Source organism: Streptomyces tendae (assembly GCF_014650435.1).
GTDB classification, from domain to species: Bacteria; Actinomycetota; Actinomycetes; order Streptomycetales; family Streptomycetaceae; genus Streptomyces; species Streptomyces tendae.
This window is the reverse complement of the sequence record NZ_BMUY01000003.1, coordinates 646,824-664,117: the sequence shown is the minus strand read 5'-3', so window position 1 is coordinate 664,117 and position 17,294 is coordinate 646,824. Positions and strand designations below refer to the sequence as shown.

At 73.3% G+C, this 17,294-nt stretch carries 14 protein-coding genes and 1 tRNA gene; 9 read left to right on the top strand and 6 right to left on the bottom strand.

Annotated features, from left to right (window positions below; translation table 11 throughout):
- Positions 1–152: 152 nt before the first annotated feature.
- The 4 genes from IE258_RS11735 (at position 153) to IE258_RS11720 (ending at position 6,543) form a co-directional block, all read left to right on the top strand.
- The gene (locus IE258_RS11735) at positions 153–1,046 is read left to right on the top strand and encodes an FAD binding domain-containing protein (protein WP_159328805.1); all 894 of its coding nucleotides are present in this window, start codon (positions 153–155) and stop codon (positions 1,044–1,046) included.
- Entirely contained in the window at positions 1,043–3,349 is a 2,307-nt protein-coding gene (locus tag IE258_RS11730; protein ID WP_189742488.1) for a 2Fe-2S iron-sulfur cluster-binding protein, read from the top strand. The genes IE258_RS11735 and IE258_RS11730 overlap by 4 nt, the downstream gene beginning before the upstream one ends.
- Positions 3,346–5,667: a xanthine dehydrogenase family protein molybdopterin-binding subunit gene (locus tag IE258_RS11725; protein WP_189742486.1), complete on the top strand. Its 2,322-nt coding sequence runs from the start codon at positions 3,346–3,348 to the stop codon at positions 5,665–5,667. The genes IE258_RS11730 and IE258_RS11725 overlap by 4 nt, the downstream gene beginning before the upstream one ends.
- A 171-nt stretch (positions 5,668–5,838) precedes the next feature.
- Positions 5,839–6,543 (top strand): SUKH-4 family immunity protein, encoded by a 705-nt coding sequence (locus IE258_RS11720; protein ID WP_229892059.1) that lies wholly within the window; start codon positions 5,839–5,841, stop codon positions 6,541–6,543.
- Here IE258_RS11720 and IE258_RS11715 read toward each other — a convergent pair.
- From IE258_RS11715 to IE258_RS11705, 3 genes are all read right to left on the bottom strand, one after another.
- Positions 6,510–7,520 (bottom strand): aldo/keto reductase, encoded by a 1,011-nt coding sequence (locus tag IE258_RS11715; protein WP_189742483.1) that lies wholly within the window; start codon positions 7,518–7,520, stop codon positions 6,510–6,512. The genes IE258_RS11720 and IE258_RS11715 overlap by 34 nt on opposite strands.
- A gap of 93 nt (positions 7,521–7,613) precedes the next feature.
- A tRNA-Cys gene (locus tag IE258_RS11710) sits at positions 7,614–7,688 on the bottom strand.
- A gap of 222 nt (positions 7,689–7,910) precedes the next feature.
- Complete coding sequence (locus IE258_RS11705; RefSeq protein ID WP_189742480.1) at positions 7,911–8,285, bottom strand: MerR family transcriptional regulator; 375 nt, start codon at positions 8,283–8,285, stop codon at positions 7,911–7,913.
- 69 nt (positions 8,286–8,354) lie between these two features.
- Here IE258_RS11705 and IE258_RS11700 point away from each other — a divergent pair, with 69 nt between their 5' ends.
- The 5 genes from IE258_RS11700 (at position 8,355) to IE258_RS11680 (ending at position 14,187) form a co-directional block, all read left to right on the top strand.
- A complete protein-coding gene (locus IE258_RS11700) occupies positions 8,355–8,690 on the top strand; it encodes an EthD domain-containing protein (protein WP_189742477.1) in 336 nt (111 codons plus the stop codon).
- A 294-nt stretch (positions 8,691–8,984) separates the two neighbouring features.
- A complete protein-coding gene (locus tag IE258_RS11695; protein ID WP_189742475.1) occupies positions 8,985–10,436 on the top strand; it encodes an MFS transporter in 1,452 nt (483 codons plus the stop codon).
- A 144-nt stretch (positions 10,437–10,580) separates the two neighbouring features.
- A complete protein-coding gene (locus IE258_RS11690; RefSeq protein WP_161377752.1) occupies positions 10,581–12,377 on the top strand; it encodes a DEAD/DEAH box helicase in 1,797 nt (598 codons plus the stop codon).
- Positions 12,378–12,690: 313 nt separating this feature from the next.
- A complete protein-coding gene (locus IE258_RS11685; RefSeq protein ID WP_159328811.1) occupies positions 12,691–13,350 on the top strand; it encodes an IclR family transcriptional regulator in 660 nt (219 codons plus the stop codon).
- A gap of 57 nt (positions 13,351–13,407) precedes the next feature.
- Complete coding sequence (locus IE258_RS11680) at positions 13,408–14,187, top strand: S16 family serine protease (RefSeq protein WP_189742472.1); 780 nt, start codon at positions 13,408–13,410, stop codon at positions 14,185–14,187.
- Positions 14,188–14,210: 23 nt separating this feature from the next.
- Here the strand turns inward: IE258_RS11680 and IE258_RS11675 are convergent, their stop codons facing one another.
- From IE258_RS11675 to IE258_RS11665, 3 genes are read right to left on the bottom strand one after another with little or no spacing between them, the layout of a single operon-like run.
- The gene (locus IE258_RS11675; protein ID WP_189742469.1) at positions 14,211–15,179 is read right to left on the bottom strand and encodes a glycine betaine ABC transporter substrate-binding protein; all 969 of its coding nucleotides are present in this window, start codon (positions 15,177–15,179) and stop codon (positions 14,211–14,213) included.
- Entirely contained in the window at positions 15,176–16,054 is an 879-nt protein-coding gene (locus IE258_RS11670; protein ID WP_189742467.1) for an ABC transporter permease, read from the bottom strand. The genes IE258_RS11675 and IE258_RS11670 overlap by 4 nt, the downstream gene beginning before the upstream one ends.
- On the bottom strand, positions 16,051–17,262 hold the full coding sequence (locus IE258_RS11665) for a betaine/proline/choline family ABC transporter ATP-binding protein (RefSeq protein ID WP_189742674.1): 1,212 nt from the start codon (positions 17,260–17,262) through the stop codon (positions 16,051–16,053). Before IE258_RS11665 ends, IE258_RS11670 begins: the two co-directional genes overlap by 4 nt.
- Positions 17,263–17,294 lie beyond the last annotated feature (32 nt).

Sequence of the window (17,294 nt, the reverse complement as noted above, 5' to 3'; positions counted from 1 at the left end):
ATCTCTCCGGCGAGGTGGGCGAATGCCTCCTAGCGGACCCCTGCGTTCGGGCCCTGCAAAGATGTGCCAGAGTTGCCACGTCCGCCCTGTCAGGTCGTACCGTACGGCCACATGGGCGGGACCAGGTGGGACAGCGGGAAGGGGCAGTCGGTTTGACCACGCACGCACCGCAGGCGGCGCAGGCCGTCACGCTGCCCACGACACTGGACGAGGCCGTGGCGGCGCTCACCGCGATGCCCGCGGCCGTTCCGGTCGCGGGCGGCACCGACCTGATGGCGGCCGTCAACTCCGGCCAGCTCAGGCCCGCCGCGCTGGTGGGCCTCGGCCGGATCAGCGAGATCCGCGGCTGGCAGTACCAGGACGGGCACGCGCTGCTCGGCGCGGGCCTCACCCACGCCCGCATGGGCCGCCCCGACTTCGCCGCGCTCATCCCGGCGCTCGCCGCCGCCGCGCGGGCCGCAGGTCCGCCGCAGATCCGCAACGCCGGAACCCTCGGCGGCAACATCGCCTCGGCCGCCCCCACCGGGGACGCGCTGCCGGTGCTGGCCGCCCTGGAGGCGACGCTGATCATCGCGGGCCCGGACGGGGCCCGCCGGGAGATGCCGGTCTCGCACCTGCTTGCGGGCATGGAGATGCTCCGCGCGGGAGAACTCATCGGCTACGTGCGCGTGCCGCTGCTGCACGCGCCGCAGGTCTTCCTGAAGGCGACCGGCCGCACCGGACCCGGCCGCGCGACGGCGTCCGTGGCACTGGTCCTCGACCCCGCCCGGCGCGGCGTGCGCTGCGCGGTGGGCGCCATCGCGCCGATGCCGCTGCGGCCCCTGGAGGCCGAGCAGTGGGTGGCCTCGCTCATCGACTGGGACAACGGCCGCGCCGTCGTCCCGGAGGCGCTGCACGGCTTCGGCGAGTACGTCGCCGCGGCCTGCATCCCCGACGCGGCCCCGGACGAGGACGGCTCCGTGGCGCAGCTTCCGCCCGCCGTACTGCACCTGCGGCGCACCGTCGCCGCGCTGGCCCGACGAGCACTGGGGAGGGCACTGTCGTGACCGACGACCAGCACGGCGACGAGTACGGCGATCAGTACGGCGACCGGCACACCGGGGGCGCGCCCTCGGGCGGCGGACGCTGGGACCCGCTGCCCCAGGGCGACTACGACGACGGCGCCACCGCCTTCGTGAAGCTCCCCGAAGGCGGCGTGGACGCGCTCCTCGCCTCCTCCGAGAGCCCGCTCGCCGCGCCCGGACACGGCTACGTGCCACCCCAGATCACCGTCGCGCCCGCCACCACTGCGGGCACCGACCCGGCCGCCACCGGTTCCTGGGCGGTGCCGACGGCCCCGTCCGCGCCCGTGGACGGCACCCAGTGGCAGGTCCCGGACGCCGGTCAGGACCACGCCGCCCACCAGGGGTACGGGGACTACGCGGCCCAGCAGGACCCGTACGGCGCGGCGGCGCCCTACGACGTGAACGCCGGTCAGGACGACCGGTTCGGCTACCGGCCGGGCGACACCGCACAGTGGGACTTCTCGCAGGCGTCGCAGGCCGAGACCGATGCCGCGGCGGCCAGGCCCGCCCCCGGCCAGGACGTGACCGGGCAGTGGTCCATCCCCGTGGCCGACGGCGACCTGCCGGACGAATCGGGCGAGTTCACCACCTCGTCCCTGGCCGAGCAGTGGGGCGCCGGCGCTCCGGCCACCCTCCCCGGCGGCGCTCCCGCACCCTGGGCGACGCAGCCGACGGGCCAGCCGTGGGGCGAGGGCGCCGTGCCCACCGCACCTGCCGACGAGGAACGGCCCGCCGGGAGCGCGCACGGGCCCGGTCCCGGCGTGGGCGGACCCGGCTACGGCTCGACCGCGACCGAACACGAGCACGGGCAGGGGCCCGACTCCGGTGCCGGCGTCGGTACCGGCCACGAATCCGAATCAACCGTCGGCGGCCCCGGCCCCGCCGCCGGCCCGCACAGCCAGCACCCGACCGGCCCCGCGTACGGGCACGGCCCCGGCGTGGGAGGGCCCGAATACGGCTCGACCGCCAGCGGACACGAGCACGGGCACGGGCTCGACTCCGGTCCCGGTGCCGATGCGGACCACGGACCGGACTCCGCCGTCGGCCCGCACGGACCGCACCCGACCGTACCCGCGGACGCGTTGGCCGCCGGCGCCGACGCGAGCCGGCACGGGGGAGAGGCGGGCGCGGGCCCGGACGGCTCCCACCCCGCCGACGGCCCGTACCCGCACGCGCCCGCAGACTCCGCGGACCCCGCCGTAGCGGTGACCGACGGGCCCCGTGGGGCCGAGGAGGCCGCTGAGGGCCCGGCAGGGCGCTCGGCGGGTCCCGCCGAGGAGGCGAGCGCCGGGGCCCACTCGGAGGACGCTGAAGGGCCCGTGACGGGCCCGGCACCGGGCGCCGCCCGGGAGCGTATGCCCGAGCCCGGCCGGGAGCACGGACAGGCACCCGCGGCAGGGCCGCGCCCGGTGCCGGCCGACGGCCCCCGGAGCAGTGCGGCCGAGGTGTCCGGTCCGGCCGGTCAGGGGACCGGGCCGGCGGACGCGGCCGACGCCCGTACCGTCGCGGACGGAGCCGAGACCGACGCGGGCGCCACCGAGGCCGCCCCCGACCCCGACGGCGCCCCGGAACCGGCGGCCCCCGCCGGCCCGCGGGAGGAACACCCCCTCGCCTCCTACGTGCTGCGCGTCAACGGCGCCGACCGGCCCGTCACCGACGCCTGGATCGGCGAGTCGCTGCTGTACGTGCTGCGTGAACGGCTCGGTCTGGCCGGCGCCAAGGACGGCTGCTCGCAGGGCGAGTGCGGCGCCTGCAACGTGCAGGTCGACGGGCGTCTCGTCGCCTCCTGCCTGGTCCCGTCCGTGACCGCGGCGGGCAGCGAGGTGCGCACCGTGGAGGGCCTGGCCGCCGACGGACAGCCGTCGGACGTGCAGCGTGCGCTCGCCCGGCGCGGCGCGGTGCAGTGCGGCTTCTGCGTGCCGGGCATGGCGATGACCGTGCACAACCTCCTGGAGGGCAACCCGGCCCCGACCGAACTGGAGGCCCGCCAGGCGCTGTGCGGCAACCTGTGCCGCTGCTCCGGCTACCGGGGCGTCCTGGAGGCCGTCCAGGAGGTCGTCGCCGAACGCGAGGCGCACGCCGACGCCGACGCGCAGACGGGCGCCGACTCCGCGGAACCCCGCATCCCGCACCAGGCCGGGCCCGGCGCGGGCGGCGTCAACCCGGCGGCGTTCGACTCCCCGCCACCGCCCGGCGCGCAGGACGCGCCGGGACCGCACGACCAGCCGCCGTACGACGACCACGGCGACCACGGCACCCACGGCCGGGACGGAGGCCACGCGTGAGCAACGACGCCGCTACTGCGGAGGCCGAGGGAACCGCCGAGGCGGCGACCCCGGCCCCCGAGCCGATCCCGCACGGCCTCGGCGCCTCCCTGCCGCCGGCCGACGCCCGCGCCAAGACCGAGGGCACCTTCCCCTACGCCGCCGACCTGTGGGCCGAGGGCCTGCTGTGGGCGGCCGTCCTGCGCTCACCGCACCCGCACGCGCGCATCGTGTCCATCGACACCACCCACGCGCGCGAGATGCCCGGCGTACGGGCCGTCGTCACGCACGAGGACGTGCCCGGCACCCCGCTGCACGGCCGCGGCGGCCACGCCGACCGGCCGGTCTTCGCCTCCGAGGTCGTACGCCACCACGGCGAGCCGCTCGCCGCCGTCGCCGCCGACCACCCGGACACCGCCCGGATGGCCGCCGCCGCCGTAATCGTCGAGTACGAGGTGCTCGATCCGGTCACCGATCCGGAGCAGGCATTCGAGGCCGAGCCGCTGCACCCCGACGGCAACCTGATCCGGCACATCCCGCTGCGCCACGGCGACCCGGAGGCGGCCGGCGAGATCGTCGTCGAGGGCCTGTACCGCATCGGCCGTCAGGACCCGGCGCCCATAGGGGCCGAGGCGGGTCTTGCCGTACCGCGTCCCGACGGCGGCGTGGAGCTGTACCTGGCCTCCACCGACCCGCACGGCGACCGCGACACCGCCGCCGCGTGCTACGGCCTGCCGCCCGAACAGGTGAAGATCGTCGTCACCGGGGTGCCGGGGGCCACCGCCGACCGCGAGGACCAGGGCTTCCAGCTCCCGCTCGGCCTGCTCGCGCTGAAGACCGGCTGCCCGGTGAAACTGACCGCCACGCGCGAGGAGTCCTTCCTCGGCCACACCCACCGCCACCCCACCCTCCTGCGCTACCGCCACCACGCGGACGCCGAGGGCCGGGTCGTGAAGGTCGAGGCGCAGATCCTGCTCGACGCGGGCGCGTACGCCGACACCTCGTCCGACGCCCTGGCCGCGGCGGTGGCCTTCGCCTGCGGCCCCTACGTCGTCCCGAACGCCTTCATCGAGGGCTGGGCGGTGCGCACCAACAACCCGCCCTCCGGCCATGTGCGCGGCGAGGGCGCCATGCAGGCGTGCGCCGCGTACGAGGCGCAGATGGACAAGGTCGCCAAGAAACTCGGCCTGGACCCGGCCGAGGTGCGGCTGCGCAACGTCCTGGCCACCGGCGACGTGCTGCCCACCGGCCAGACCGTCACCTGCCCGGCGCCGGTCGCCGAACTCCTCCAGGCCGTCCGCGACTTCCCGCTCCCGGCCCTCCCCAAGGACACGCCCGAGGACGAGTGGCTGCTGCCAGGCGGCCCCGAGGGCGCGGGCGAACCGGGCGCGGTGCGCCGGGGCGTCGGCTACGGCATCGGCATGGTGCACATGCTGGGCGCCGAGGGCGCGGACGAGGTCTCCACGGCCACCGTGAAGGTCCAGGACGGCGTGGCGACCGTGCTGTGCGCGGCCGTCGAGACCGGCCAGGGCTTCACCACGCTGGCCCGGCAGATCGTGCAGGACACCCTCGGCGTCGACGAGGTGCAGGTGGCGCCCGTCGACACCGACCAGCCGCCGGCCGGCGCGGGCTGCCGGGGCCGGCACACCTGGGTGTCGGGCGGTGCGGTGGAGCGGGCGGCCAAGATGGTCCGCACCCAGCTCCTCCAGCCGCTGGCGCACCAGTTCGGCATGTCCACGGAGCTGCTCCAGATCGCCGACGGCAAGATCACCTCCTACGACGGCGTCCTGTCGACGACGGTCGCCGAAGCGCTGGACGGCAAGGAACTGTGGGCCACCGCCCAGTGCCGCCCGCACCCGACCGAGCCGCTGGACGAGGCCGGGCAGGGCGACGCGTTCGTCGGCATGGCCTTCTGCGCGATCCGCGCGGTCGTGGACGTGGACATCGAGATCGGCTCGGTACGGGTGGTGGAGCTGGCCGTCGCCCAGGACGTCGGCCGGGTGCTGAACCCGGCGCAGCTGACCGCCCGGATCGAGGCGGGCGTCACGCAGGGCGTCGGCATCGCGCTCACGGAGAACCTCCGCACCCCGCGCGGTCTGATCCGCCACCCCGACCTGACCGGCTACGCCCTGCCGACCGCGCTGGACGCCCCGGACATCCGGATCGTGAAGCTCGTGGAGGAGCGGGACGTGGTCGCGCCCTTCGGCGCCAAGGCCGTCAGCGCGGCCCCGGTGGTGGCGTCCCCGGCGGCCGTCGCCTCCGCGGTGCGCGCGGCCACGGGACGTCCGGTGAACCGGCTCCCGATCCGGCCGCAGGCGGCGGTGGCGACCGGTCACTGAGCGGATGTCGCGCCGCTCGCGCGCGTGAGGCAACGCGTGGGGCGCCGGGCGCGTCCTACGGGGCGAACGGGGTCCGTGCGCAGGGGCGTTGTCAGTGGTGGCGCGTAGTCTCCGAAGGAGCGCGAACGACAGCCGTCGGCACACGGACGGCCATACTTTCTCGGGGGAGACATGCACGCGGTCACCGGCGGTACGACGACCACGCGGGACGCGGCGACGGACGTCCGCACGCCGCCCCTCTCGCTGGTCTCCCGCGTCCGCCTCGCGACGTCCGTGGAGGACCCGTCGTGGACCCGCGGCGCCACCCGGCGACCACAGGCGAGCGGCGAGCGCCCGTCCCTGTGGAACACCTCCACCCTGATGAGCTGCCTGCTGCTGGCAATGACCCACCGCGCTGAGCCGGGGACCTCCCGCGACCTGCCGCCCCGCTTCCTGGACCGGGAGTTCGGCCGCCACCGCGTGACACGCTTCGAGGACCTCGACTTCCCGAGAACCCTCACCCACGAGCCCACCCGCCGCCTCCTGCACGACACGGGCCTGCCCGAGGACGCCCACCCCTTCCGCCTCGACGCGGGCGACCTGCCGCTGCCGACGCTCGCGGAGTACTGCGAGGAGCACCCGGACCACCCGGCCCCGCCCGGCGCGGACCACCTCGTACGCCTGGGACGGCTGGCGGACGGCGCCCACGTGGTCGTCGACGGCACGACGGGCACCGTCCTGACCTGGAGGACCCCCGACGGCACCCTCCACCCCCTGGTGGCGGACGTCTCCGCCCTCGCCCTCACCCTCTGGGCACTGCGCCGGGCCGGGCGGTTGGAGGCGGTGGCCGGCGGCGGCCCGGACTACCGGGAGCCGGCCACGGGGCGTGCCTTGTAGAAGGACTCCTCCAGGTAGGCGGCCTCGTGCGGCTGGTAGGGCTCCTCCAGGTAGGCGGCCTCGTCCTCGTCGAGTTCGACGTCCACCGCGGCGATCGCGTCGGCCAGCTGGGCCGGCTTGGTGACCCCGACGATGGGCGAGGTCACCACCGGGTGGCGCATGACCCAGGCCAGGGCGACCTGCGCCGGGGACAGACCCCGCCTGCCCGCGATCTCCTGGACGCGTTCGGCCACCGCCTGGTCCTCGTCGCGGTAGAGGATCCTGCCGCCCTCGTCGGTCCCGGCACGCGCCGTGGCGGTGTCCCGGGCCCGCGTCAGCCTGCCCCGCGCCAGCGGGCTCCACGGGATCACGCCGATGCCCTGGTCGGCGCAGAGCGGGAGCATCTCGCGCTCCGCCTCCCGGTGGATGAGGTTGTAGTGGTCCTGCATCGACACGAACCGGGTCCAGCCGTTCAGGTCGGCCAGGTACAGGGCCTTGGCGAACTGCCAGGCGTACATGGAGGAGGCTCCGAGGTAGCGGACCTTCCCGGACCTGACCACGTCGTGCAGCGCCTCGAGGGTTTCCTCGATCGGGGTGTCGTAGTCCCAGCGGTGGATCTGGTACAGGTCGATGTAGTCCGTCCCCAGTCGCTTCAGGGAGGCGTCGAGCTCGGCGAAGATCGCCTTGCGGGACAGCCCGGCGCCGTTCGGGCCGGGGCGCATCCGCATCCAGACCTTGGTGGAGAGGACGACCTCCTCGCGCCGGGCGAAGTCCCTGACCGCCTGTCCGACGATCTCCTCGCTGCTTCCGGCGCTGTACCCGTTGGCCGTGTCGAGGAAGTTGACGCCGCCCTCGAGGGCCTGCTGGATGATCTCCCGACTGGGGTCCGCACCCAGCGACCAGGGCTCGCCGCCCCGGTCAGGCTCGCCGAAGCTCATGCAGCCGAGGGCGATGGCGGAGACTTCCAGTCCGGTCGTTCCGAGTTTGATGTATCGCACGCCTCGGAACCTACGAGTTGAAGCGCGCTCCAACGCAACACGCCTCGGTCCGCAGTTCGGAGGCGTGGGGAATGCGCGTACTGCTCGCGCTGGTGGAGGCCGTGGCGGGGATCGAACCCGCGTAACTCGCTTTGCAGGCGAGCCCCTCAACCACTCGGGCACACGGCCGGGTCTGTGACTCGGTCCCTCGACGGTAGGCCGGGGCCGGGGATGTGCTCAAGGGATCCGGGCGGGCCGCAACACGACTGCCATACGCCGTTCATGAACGGCCACCGAGCCCAACGGGCCTCGCATGCGGGTCATCGACGGCATCTGGGAGCGGAAGCCAGGAGCACCTCCGGCCGCAGGCGTCCTGCTCTGGTCCGCACGCCGACCCACACGCCGCCCGGTTCAGACCTCGCCGTCCGCCGACCGTGTCAGGTACGCGCGGTTGTCCTCGATGAGGTGGTCCAGCGCGTCTCTGGCGGCGACGAGGCCGTCGATGTCCTCGGACAGCCGGGCTCGCTCGCATTCCATGATCTCCAGTGCCTGCCGCGCCCTGTCCTCGCTCGGCTCGGCCATGCAGGGCACCATCTCGACGAGGGTCCCGCTGGACACGCCCGCCGCCAAAAACGCCTGCACCAGGCGTACCCGCTGGACGTGCTCGTCCTTGTAGTGACGCTGTCCGCTGGGCGAGCGGGAGCTGACGAGCAGGCCCTGCTCCTCGTAGTAGCGCAGCGACCGGCGGCTGGCTCCCGTCCGGGCGGACAATTCACCGATCCGCATGCCGAACCCCTTCCATGCCTCCTGCTTCCCCTTGCCCCTGACATCGATGTGAGCATTTAGGTTAACTCCATGCTGAAGCTCATCTTCATGATCAACCGCGTCGAGGGCATGTCGTACGAGCGTTTCGTCGACCACCACCGGAATCGGCACGCGCCGCTGTTCACCTCCATCCCGGAGGCGGAGCGCTACGTCCGCAAGTACGCCGTGTCGCACCCGGTCCCCGCCGAGAACTACCCGCCCCGGGCCTATGACGGCCTGACGGAGATCTGGTTCGAGGACTGGGAGGACCACAACGCCTTCTTCGCCTCCGACAACTACCGGACGCTGGTCAACCCCGACGAGGCACGGTTCATCGACATGGGCTCCGTGGCCGTGATGGTCACCGAGGAGAAGGAGGTCATCTGACGGACCGGCGCGACGGGCGGGTACGCACGCAACTCCCGCGGTCGACCCGCGTACCGGCAGGGCCACCGCCACCGCCACCGTCGCCGCAGTCTCCCCTCGCCTGAAGCGGGGCCTGCTCGGCCCGTTCAGGGCCACCGTCCCACCAGCGGCGACCGACCTGCCCTCCCGGCCGGGACACCCTCGGCGGCTCGCCGGCCTCTGCGCCGTGACCGACGAGTCGTACGACCAAGGTCCCGGTCCTGGACCGTCTCTCGACAGGGGTCACAGGGGGCTGTGGCCCTTACTCTGGCGACCATGACCGTCCCTGAGCCCCGCGACACCGATGTCGCCGTCCCCGCCGAGCCCGCCCCCGTCACCGCCGCGCCCGCCGAGACTGTGCTGAGCCGCGCCTACCGGGCGCTGAGCATCGGCATCGTCTCCGTCATCGTGCTGATCGCCTTCGAGGCGACGGCGGTCGGCACGGCGATGCCGGTGGCGGCGCGGGAGCTGGACGGGGTGTCGCTGTACGCGTTCGCGTTCTCGGGATACTTCACGACCAGCCTGTTCGGGATGGTGCTCTCCGGGCAGTGGTCGGACCGGCGCGGGCCGCTGGCCCCGCTGACGACCGGCATCGCCTCCTTCGCGGCCGGGCTCGTGCTGTCCGGGACGGCGGGCGCGATGTGGCTGTTCATCCTCGGGCGGGCCGTGCAGGGGCTCGGCGGCGGCCTCGTGATCGTCGCGCTGTACGTCGTCGTCGGGCGGGCCTACCCGGAGCGGCTGCGGCCCGCGATCATGGCGGCGTTCGCGGCGGGCTGGGTGGTCCCGTCCGTCGTCGGCCCCCTCGCCTCCGGTGCGGTGACCGAACACCTCGGCTGGCGCTGGGTGTTCGTCGGCATCCCGGTGCTGGTCGTCGTCCCGCTGGCCCTCGCGCTGCCGCAGATACGCAGCCGCGCGGCAGGTCCCGTCGGCGGAGGGGACGCGCCCGCCTCCTTCGACCGGCGCCGGATCCGCCTCGCCCTCGCCATCTCGCTGGGCGCGGGCCTGCTCCAGTACGCCGCCCAGGACCTGCGCCCGATCGCCCTGCTGCCGGGAGCCGTGGGCGTCGCGCTGCTCGTGCCCGCCGTGCTCGGGCTGCTGCCGCGCGGCACCTACCGGGCGGTGCGCGGCCTGCCCTCCGTGGTCCTGCTGCGCGGGGTGGCCGCGGGGTCCTTCATCGCCGCCGAGTCCTTCGTCCCGCTGATGCTGGTCACGCAGCGGGGGCTCAGCCCCACCCTGGCCGGACTCTCCCTGGCGGCCGGCGGAGCGACCTGGGCCGGCGGCTCCTGGCTCCAGTCCCGGCCGCGCCTGGAACCGTACCGGGAGCGTCTGATGGCCCTCGGCATGCTCCTGGTCGCGGCGGCCATCACCACGGCCCCCAGCGTGCTGATCGACGCCGTCCCCGCCTGGACGGTGGCCGTCGCCTGGGCCTTCGGCTGCTTCGGCATGGGCCTGGTGATCTCCTCCACCAGCGTGCTCCTGCTCAAGCTGTCCGCCCCCGAGGAGGCCGGCACCAACTCCGCCGCCCTCCAGATCTCCGACGGCCTCTCCAACGTCGTCCTGCTGTCGGCCGGCGGCGCGGCCTTCGCGGCGCTCGGCGGCGGAACGGTCAGCCACACGGCCACCGAGGCGACCGGCTCCCACCCGGCCGCCTTCGCGGCGGTGTTCCTGCCGATGGCGGCGGTGGCCCTGGCAGGGGCCTGGGTGGCGACGCGGGTGCGGGAGAAGTGAGCGCCGTGCGGCGGGCGGGGCGGTTGTGACGTCCGTCCCACCCGGGGGTGACCCGCCCCCGTGAGCACGGTGATCGCCGCGGCCCGCCGGTAGGGTGGCCCGGTTGTCATACGTGGCCGAGCCGCTCTACCCCCTTCGGAGACCGTGACTACCACCGCCAGCTCCAGCACCTCGCACCACCTGTCCCCGGCCTTCCCCGGCCGTGCCCCCTGGGGCACCGCCGGCAAGCTGCGGGCCTGGCAGCAGGGGGCGATGGAGAAGTACCTCCAGGACCAGCCCCGGGACTTCCTGGCCGTCGCCACCCCCGGCGCCGGAAAGACGACCTTCGCGCTGACGCTGGCGTCCTGGCTGCTGCACCACCACGTCGTGCAGCAGGTGACCGTCGTCGCGCCGACCGAGCACCTGAAGAAGCAGTGGGCCGAGGCCGCCGCGCGGATAGGGATCAAGCTCGACCCCGAGTACAGCGCGGGCCCGCTCAGCCGCGAGTACCAGGGCATCGCCATCACCTACGCGGGCGTCGGCGTGCGCCCCATGCTGCACCGCAACCGCGTCGAGCAGCGCAAGACCCTCGTCATCCTCGACGAGATCCACCACGCCGGCGACTCCAAGTCCTGGGGCGAGGCGTGCCTGGAGGCATTCGAGCCCGCCACCCGGCGCCTCGCGCTCACCGGCACGCCGTTCCGCTCCGACACCAACCCCATCCCCTTCGTGGCGTACGAGGAGGGCAACGACGGCATCCGCCGCTCCGCCGCCGACTACACCTACGGGTACGGCTCCGCGCTCGCCGACGGCGTCGTGCGCCCCGTCATCTTCATGAGCTACAGCGGCAACATGCGCTGGCGCACGAAGGCGGGCGACGAGATCGCCGCACGCCTGGGTGAGCCCATGACCAAGGACGCCGTCAGCCAGGCATGGCGCACCGCGCTCGACCCGCGCGGCGAGTGGATGCCCGCCGTGCTGCGCGCCGCCGACCAGCGCCTGACCGAGGTCAGGAAGGCCATCCCGGACGCCGGGGCGCTCGTCATCGCCGCCGACCAGGACTCCGCCCGCGCCTACGCCAAGCTGATCCGCGAGATCACCGGCGACAAGGCCACGGTCGTGCTGTCCGACGACGCCGGGGCCTCGAAGAACATCGACACCTTCAGCCAGGGCACCGACCGCTGGATGGTCGCCGTCCGCATGGTGTCCGAGGGGGTCGACGTGCCCCGCCTCGCGGTCGGCGTCTACGCCACGACGATCTCCACCCCCCTGTTCTTCGCCCAGGCGGTGGGCCGCTTCGTCCGGTCCCGCCGCCGCGGCGAGACCGCCTCCGTCTTCCTCCCCACCGTGCCCGACCTGCTCACCTTCGCCAACGAGATGGAGCGCGAGCGGGACCACGTCCTCGACAAGCCCAAGAAGGAAGGCGAGGAGGACCCCTACGCCGAGTCCGAGAAGGAGATGGACGAGGCCAACCGGGAACAGGACGAGGACACCGGCGAGCAGGAGCAGTTCGCCTTCGAGGCACTGGAGTCCGAGGCCACCTTTGACCGGGTCATGTACAACGGCGCCGAGTTCGGCATGCAGGCCCACCCGGGGAGTGAGGAGGAGCAGGACTACCTCGGCATCCCGGGGCTGCTGGAGCCCGACCAGGTGCAGATGCTGCTCCAGAAGCGGCAGGCCCGGCAGATCGCGCACAGCCGCAAGAAGCCCGACGAAGAGGCCGACCTGCTCGAACTGCCCGCCGACCGCCGCCCGGTGGTCTCCCACAAGGAACTGATGGAGCTGCGCAAGCAGCTCAACACCATGGTCGGCGCCTACGTCCACCAGAGCGGCAAACCGCACGGCGTGATCCACACCGAGCTGCGCCGCGTGTGCGGCGGCCCGCCCAGCGCCGAGGCGACCGGCGGACAGCTTCGACAGCGCATCGCCAAGGTGCAGGAATGGGCGACGCGGATGAAGTGACGCGGGGGCGGCAGGGGGCGGTGCGGCACCGGGGGCGTGCGCAGTACGTACCGGGACAAACACCGGCAGTGGATAACGGTTGGCGCCCGGATTCTGGACGGAGCCTTCCGCTGAGCGGACCTGGTAGTTACTGTCCCGCTACGCACACGCCCCGTGGCAGCGCCGCCGCGGAGCGCAGCCGTGAAGCGACTGGGCCCGGGACAAGGCCGGGCCGTCAGCCGATCGGCGGCCTCTGAAGCGCGTCACTGACGGGACTCGGTGACGCACACACCGCGAGGAGGGCCGCCGACCTCACCACTAAGGAGTGGGCGTCGTGACCGCGGAGACCTCTCAGACGCTCGACAGGGGCCTGCGGGTCCTCAAGCTGCTGGCCGACACGGACCACGGGCTGACCGTCACCGAGCTGTCCCACAAACTGGGCGTCAACCGGACTGTCGTGTACCGGTTGCTCGCCACGCTGGAGCAGCACGCGCTCGTACGCCGCGACCTGGGCGGCCGGGCCCGCGTCGGCCTCGGCGTACTGGGCCTCGGCCGCCAGGTGCACCCCCTGGTCCGCGAGGCCGCGATGCCGGCCCTGCGCGCCCTCGCCGAGGACATAGGGGCGACGGCCCACCTGACCCTGGTGGACGGCGCGGAAGCCCTGGCCGTGGCCGTCGTGGAGCCGACCTGGACCGATTACCACGTCGCCTACCGCGCGGGCTTCCGCCACCCCCTGGAACGGGGCGCCGCCGGCAAGGCCATCCTGGCCGCCCGCCGCCCGCCCCAGCCCCCCGGCGAGGACCCGGACGCCCCCGGCTACACCCTCACCCACGGCGAACTTGAGGCCGGCGCCTGCGGCGCGGCAGCGCCCCTGCTCGGCGTGACGGGAGTGGAGGGCAGCGTCGGCGTGGTGATGCTGGCGGACGTCGTCCCCGAGCGCGTGGGCGAACGCGTGATGCACGCGGCCCGAGAGGTGGCGGAGGCACTGCGGTGAGCCGGGGCGTGCCCGGGCGTCGGAGCCCCGCGGACCGCGCCACGTTAGATTGACTTCGTGCTCTCTCGTCTCACGCGTCCCCAGTTCCTCGCCGTCTGCGGTCTGCCCGTCGTGGCGCTGCTCGCGACCGCCCTGTTCGCGCCGTTGCCGTTCTCCGTGGCGCAGCCGGGGCTGACGGCCGACGTGCTGGGCGAGAACCAGGGGGCCGAGGTGATCACGATCAGCGGCGCGCCGACGCACGAGACCAGCGGGCAGCTGCGGATGACGACGATCGAGGCGACCGGGCCGGACGCGAGTGTCCACCTCGGGGACGTGCTCGGCAGCTGGTTCGACACCGACCGGGCCGTGATGCCGCGCGACGCCGTCTACCCGAGCGGCGACGACGTGAGCGAGATCGAGCAGTACAACCAGGAGCAGATGAAGGAGTCCCAGGACTCCGCCACCGCGGCCGCGCTGCGGTACCTCCGGATGGACCAGGACGACGTCGACGTCGAGCTCCGCCTGGAGGACGTCGGCGGGCCCAGCGCCGGGCTGCTGTTCTCGCTCGGCATCGTCGACAAGCTCGGCGCCGGCGACCTCACCGGGGGCAAGGTCGTCGCGGGCACCGGGACGATCACCGACGGCGGCAAGGTCGGCGCCGTCGGCGGGGTGCCGCTCAAGACGCAGGCCGCCCGGCGGGACGGCGCCACCGTGTTCCTCGTACCGAAGGCGGAGTGCTCGGACGCGCAGGCCGAGCTGCCGAAGGGGCTGCGGCTGATCCCGGTCACCACTCTCAAGGGCGCCGTCGACTCGCTCAAGGCGCTGGAGAGCGGGAAGGGCGACGTGCCCGCCTGCTGAGCACCGCGGCCCCGGACCTCTCACTACCCCTCCTTCACGAAGCCCCTCTCCTTCATCCAGTCCAGCGCCACCTGGTGCGGGTCCTCGCCGTCCACGTCCACCTTCGCGTTCAGGGTCTGCGCCACGTCGTTGGTCAGCGCCTTCGTGACCGGGTCCAGGACCGACGCGATCGCCGGCCACTTCTTCAGGGTGGCCGTACGGACCATGGGTGCCGCGTTGTAGTTCGGGAAGAACTTCTTGTCGTCCTCCATCACCACCAGGTTCATGGACTTGATCCGCCCGTCGGTGGTGTACACCTCGCCGTAGGTGCAGGCGCCCTTCGCGGTCTGGGTGTAGATGATGCCGGTGTCCATCTGGGTGATGTTCCCGGCGGGCAGCGACATGCCGTACGCCTTCTCCAGGCCCGGCAGGCCGTCCGCGCGGTTGGCGAACTCGCCCTCCACGCACAGCGTCACCGCGCCCGGGTCCGACTTGGACAGGGCGGTGACCTCCGAGAGGGTCTTCGTCCGGTACTTCTTGTAGTTCGCCTGGTTCATCGCCAGCGCGTACGTGTTGTTCAGCCGGGCCGGCGGCAGCCACGTCAGGCCCTTCTTCGCGTCGGCCTCCTTCACCGCCTTCCACTGCTGCTCCGGGTCGGGGATCGGCTTGCTGTTGCCCAGGTACGTGATCCACGCGGTGCCCGTGTACTCGTACGTGGCGTCGGCGTCGCCGTTCTCGACCGCCGCGCGGGTGCCGACCGAGCCCTGGATGCCGGTGCGGTCGAGCACCTCCGCCCCGGCCGCCTCGAAGGCGATGCCCATGATCGCGCCGAGGACCAGTTGCTCGGTGAACTCCTTCGAGGTGACCGTGAGGTCGGCCCCGTCCAGCGGCTTCCCCTTGCCGATGGTGCCCGGTTCCACGTCGTCGACCATCGGGGAGCCGCTGGTCAGCCCGCAGCCGGCGGGAGCCGCAAGGAGTACCGCGGCCAGGGTCCAGCAGATGCGCCGCCTCACGTGCCCACCTCCAGGCCCCGCGGCCGCAGCAGCAGCTCCGCCAGCGAGGCCAGCCAGTCCACCAGCAGGGCGAGGGCGACGGTGAGGATCGAGCCCAGCACCAGCACCGGCATCCGCTGGCTGGTGATCCCGGTGGTGATCAGCACGCCCAGGCCACCGCCGCCGCCGAAGGTCGCCAGCGTCGCCGTACCGACGTTCAGGACCAGGGCCGTGCGCACACCGGCCAGGATGAGCGGGACGGCCAGCGGGAGTTCCACCCGGGCGAGGACGCCCAGCGGGGACATGCCGATGCCGCGGGCCGCCTCCAGGAGCGTCGGGTCGTTGGCCTTCAGACCGGCGATGGTGTTGGAGAGCACGGGCAGGACGGCGTAGATGATGATGCCGATCAGCGCGGCCCTGCGGCCGATGCCCAGCCAGATCACCAGCAGCGCCAGCAGGCCGATCGCCGGGGTCGCCTGGCCCATGTTGGCGAAGGCCATCGCGAACGGGGTGGCCCTGCGGAACGCCTTGCGGGTGAGCAGGATGCCCAGCGGGATCGCGATGATCAGCACGAAGAAGGTGGAGATCACCGTGAGTTGGACGTGCTGCCACAGCGCCTTGGTGACCTGGCCGTTGCCGAGGGCGTTCCGGCTGAGCGCGTCCAGGTCCGCCTGCCGGTACCACAGCCAGGTCGCCAGCAGTACGGCGATCAGGGCGACGGGCAGGAAGGTCAGCTTGCGCCAGCCGACCCGGGGGCCGGCCGCAACCGGGGACTGCCGAGGAGCCCCGCCCTCCTCCCCGCCGTCGTCCTCCCCCTCGTCCCGGAAGGCGAGCCCCTTCACCTCGTGCTCGCCCGCGGGGCGGCGGCCGGGCAGGGGGCGGGAGGAGCTGCTCACGCGCGGCCTCCGACCTCGCCGAAGCCCTCCTGCTCGGTGTGCGTCTGCGTGGCCCGGGTCTCCTCCAGGTCGTGCTGGTGCTCCAGCGCGTCCAGCCGGTCGGCCTCCAGCAGTTCGTGCACGGAGTTCATCAGCGTCTCCATGTCCACGACGCCCTCGTACGTGCCGCGCCGCCCGGTGACCGCGACCCGCCCCGCGTTGTCGGTGAGCACCGCCTCCAGGGCGTCCCGCAGTGTCGCGTCCCGGGTCACCGTGTCGTGGACCAGCGTCCCGGCCCGCGCCAGCGAGCCCCTGGCCCGCATGAGGTCGCCGCGCCGCAGCCACTTGTAGGGGCGCCCGCGCCGGTCCAGGAGCAGGATCTCGTTGGTGCCCGACTCCCGCAGCCGGTCGAAGATGTCCTGGAGCGGGTCCTCCACGGTCACCGTCGGGTAGTCCGTGATGCCCACGTCCCGCACCCGGGTCAGGTTCAGGCGCTTGAGGGCCGCGCCGGCGCCCACGAAGCCGGAGACGAAGTCGTCCGCCGGGTTGGTGAGGATCGCCTCCGGGGTGTCGAACTGCGCGATGTGCGAGCGTTCGCGGAGCACGGCGATCCGGTCGCCCAGCTTGATCGCCTCGTCGAAGTCGTGGGTGACGAAGACGATCGTCTTGTGCAGCTCGTGCTGGAGGCGGATCAGCTCGTCCTGGAGGTGGTCCCGGGTGATCGGGTCGACCGCGCCGAACGGCTCGTCCATCAGCAGCACGGGCGGATCGGCCGCCAGCGCCCGCGCCACGCCCACCCGCTGCTGCTGGCCGCCGGAGAGCTGACGCGGATAGCGGCTGTGGAACTCCCCGGCGTCCAGGCCGACCAGGTCCAGCATCTCCTCCACCCGGTCCCGGATCCGCGCCTTCGACCAGCCGATCATCTTCGGTACGAGTGCGATGTTCTGGGCGACGGTCATGTGCGGGAAGAGACCGGAGGACTGGATCGCGTAGCCGACCTTGCGGCGCAGCTTCACCGGGTCGATGTCCGTGACGTCCTCGCCGTTGATGCGGATGCGTCCGCCGCTCGGCTCGATCAGCCGGTTGATCATCTTCAGGGTGGTGGACTTCCCGCAGCCCGAGGGGCCCACGAAGATGACCGTCTCCCCGGCCTTGATCTCCATCGACACGTTCTCGACGGCGGGCTGCGGATTGCCGGGGTAGCGCTTGGTGAGGGACTCCAGCTCGATGGTCGCGCCGGTGGTGCCGCCGGACGCCTCGC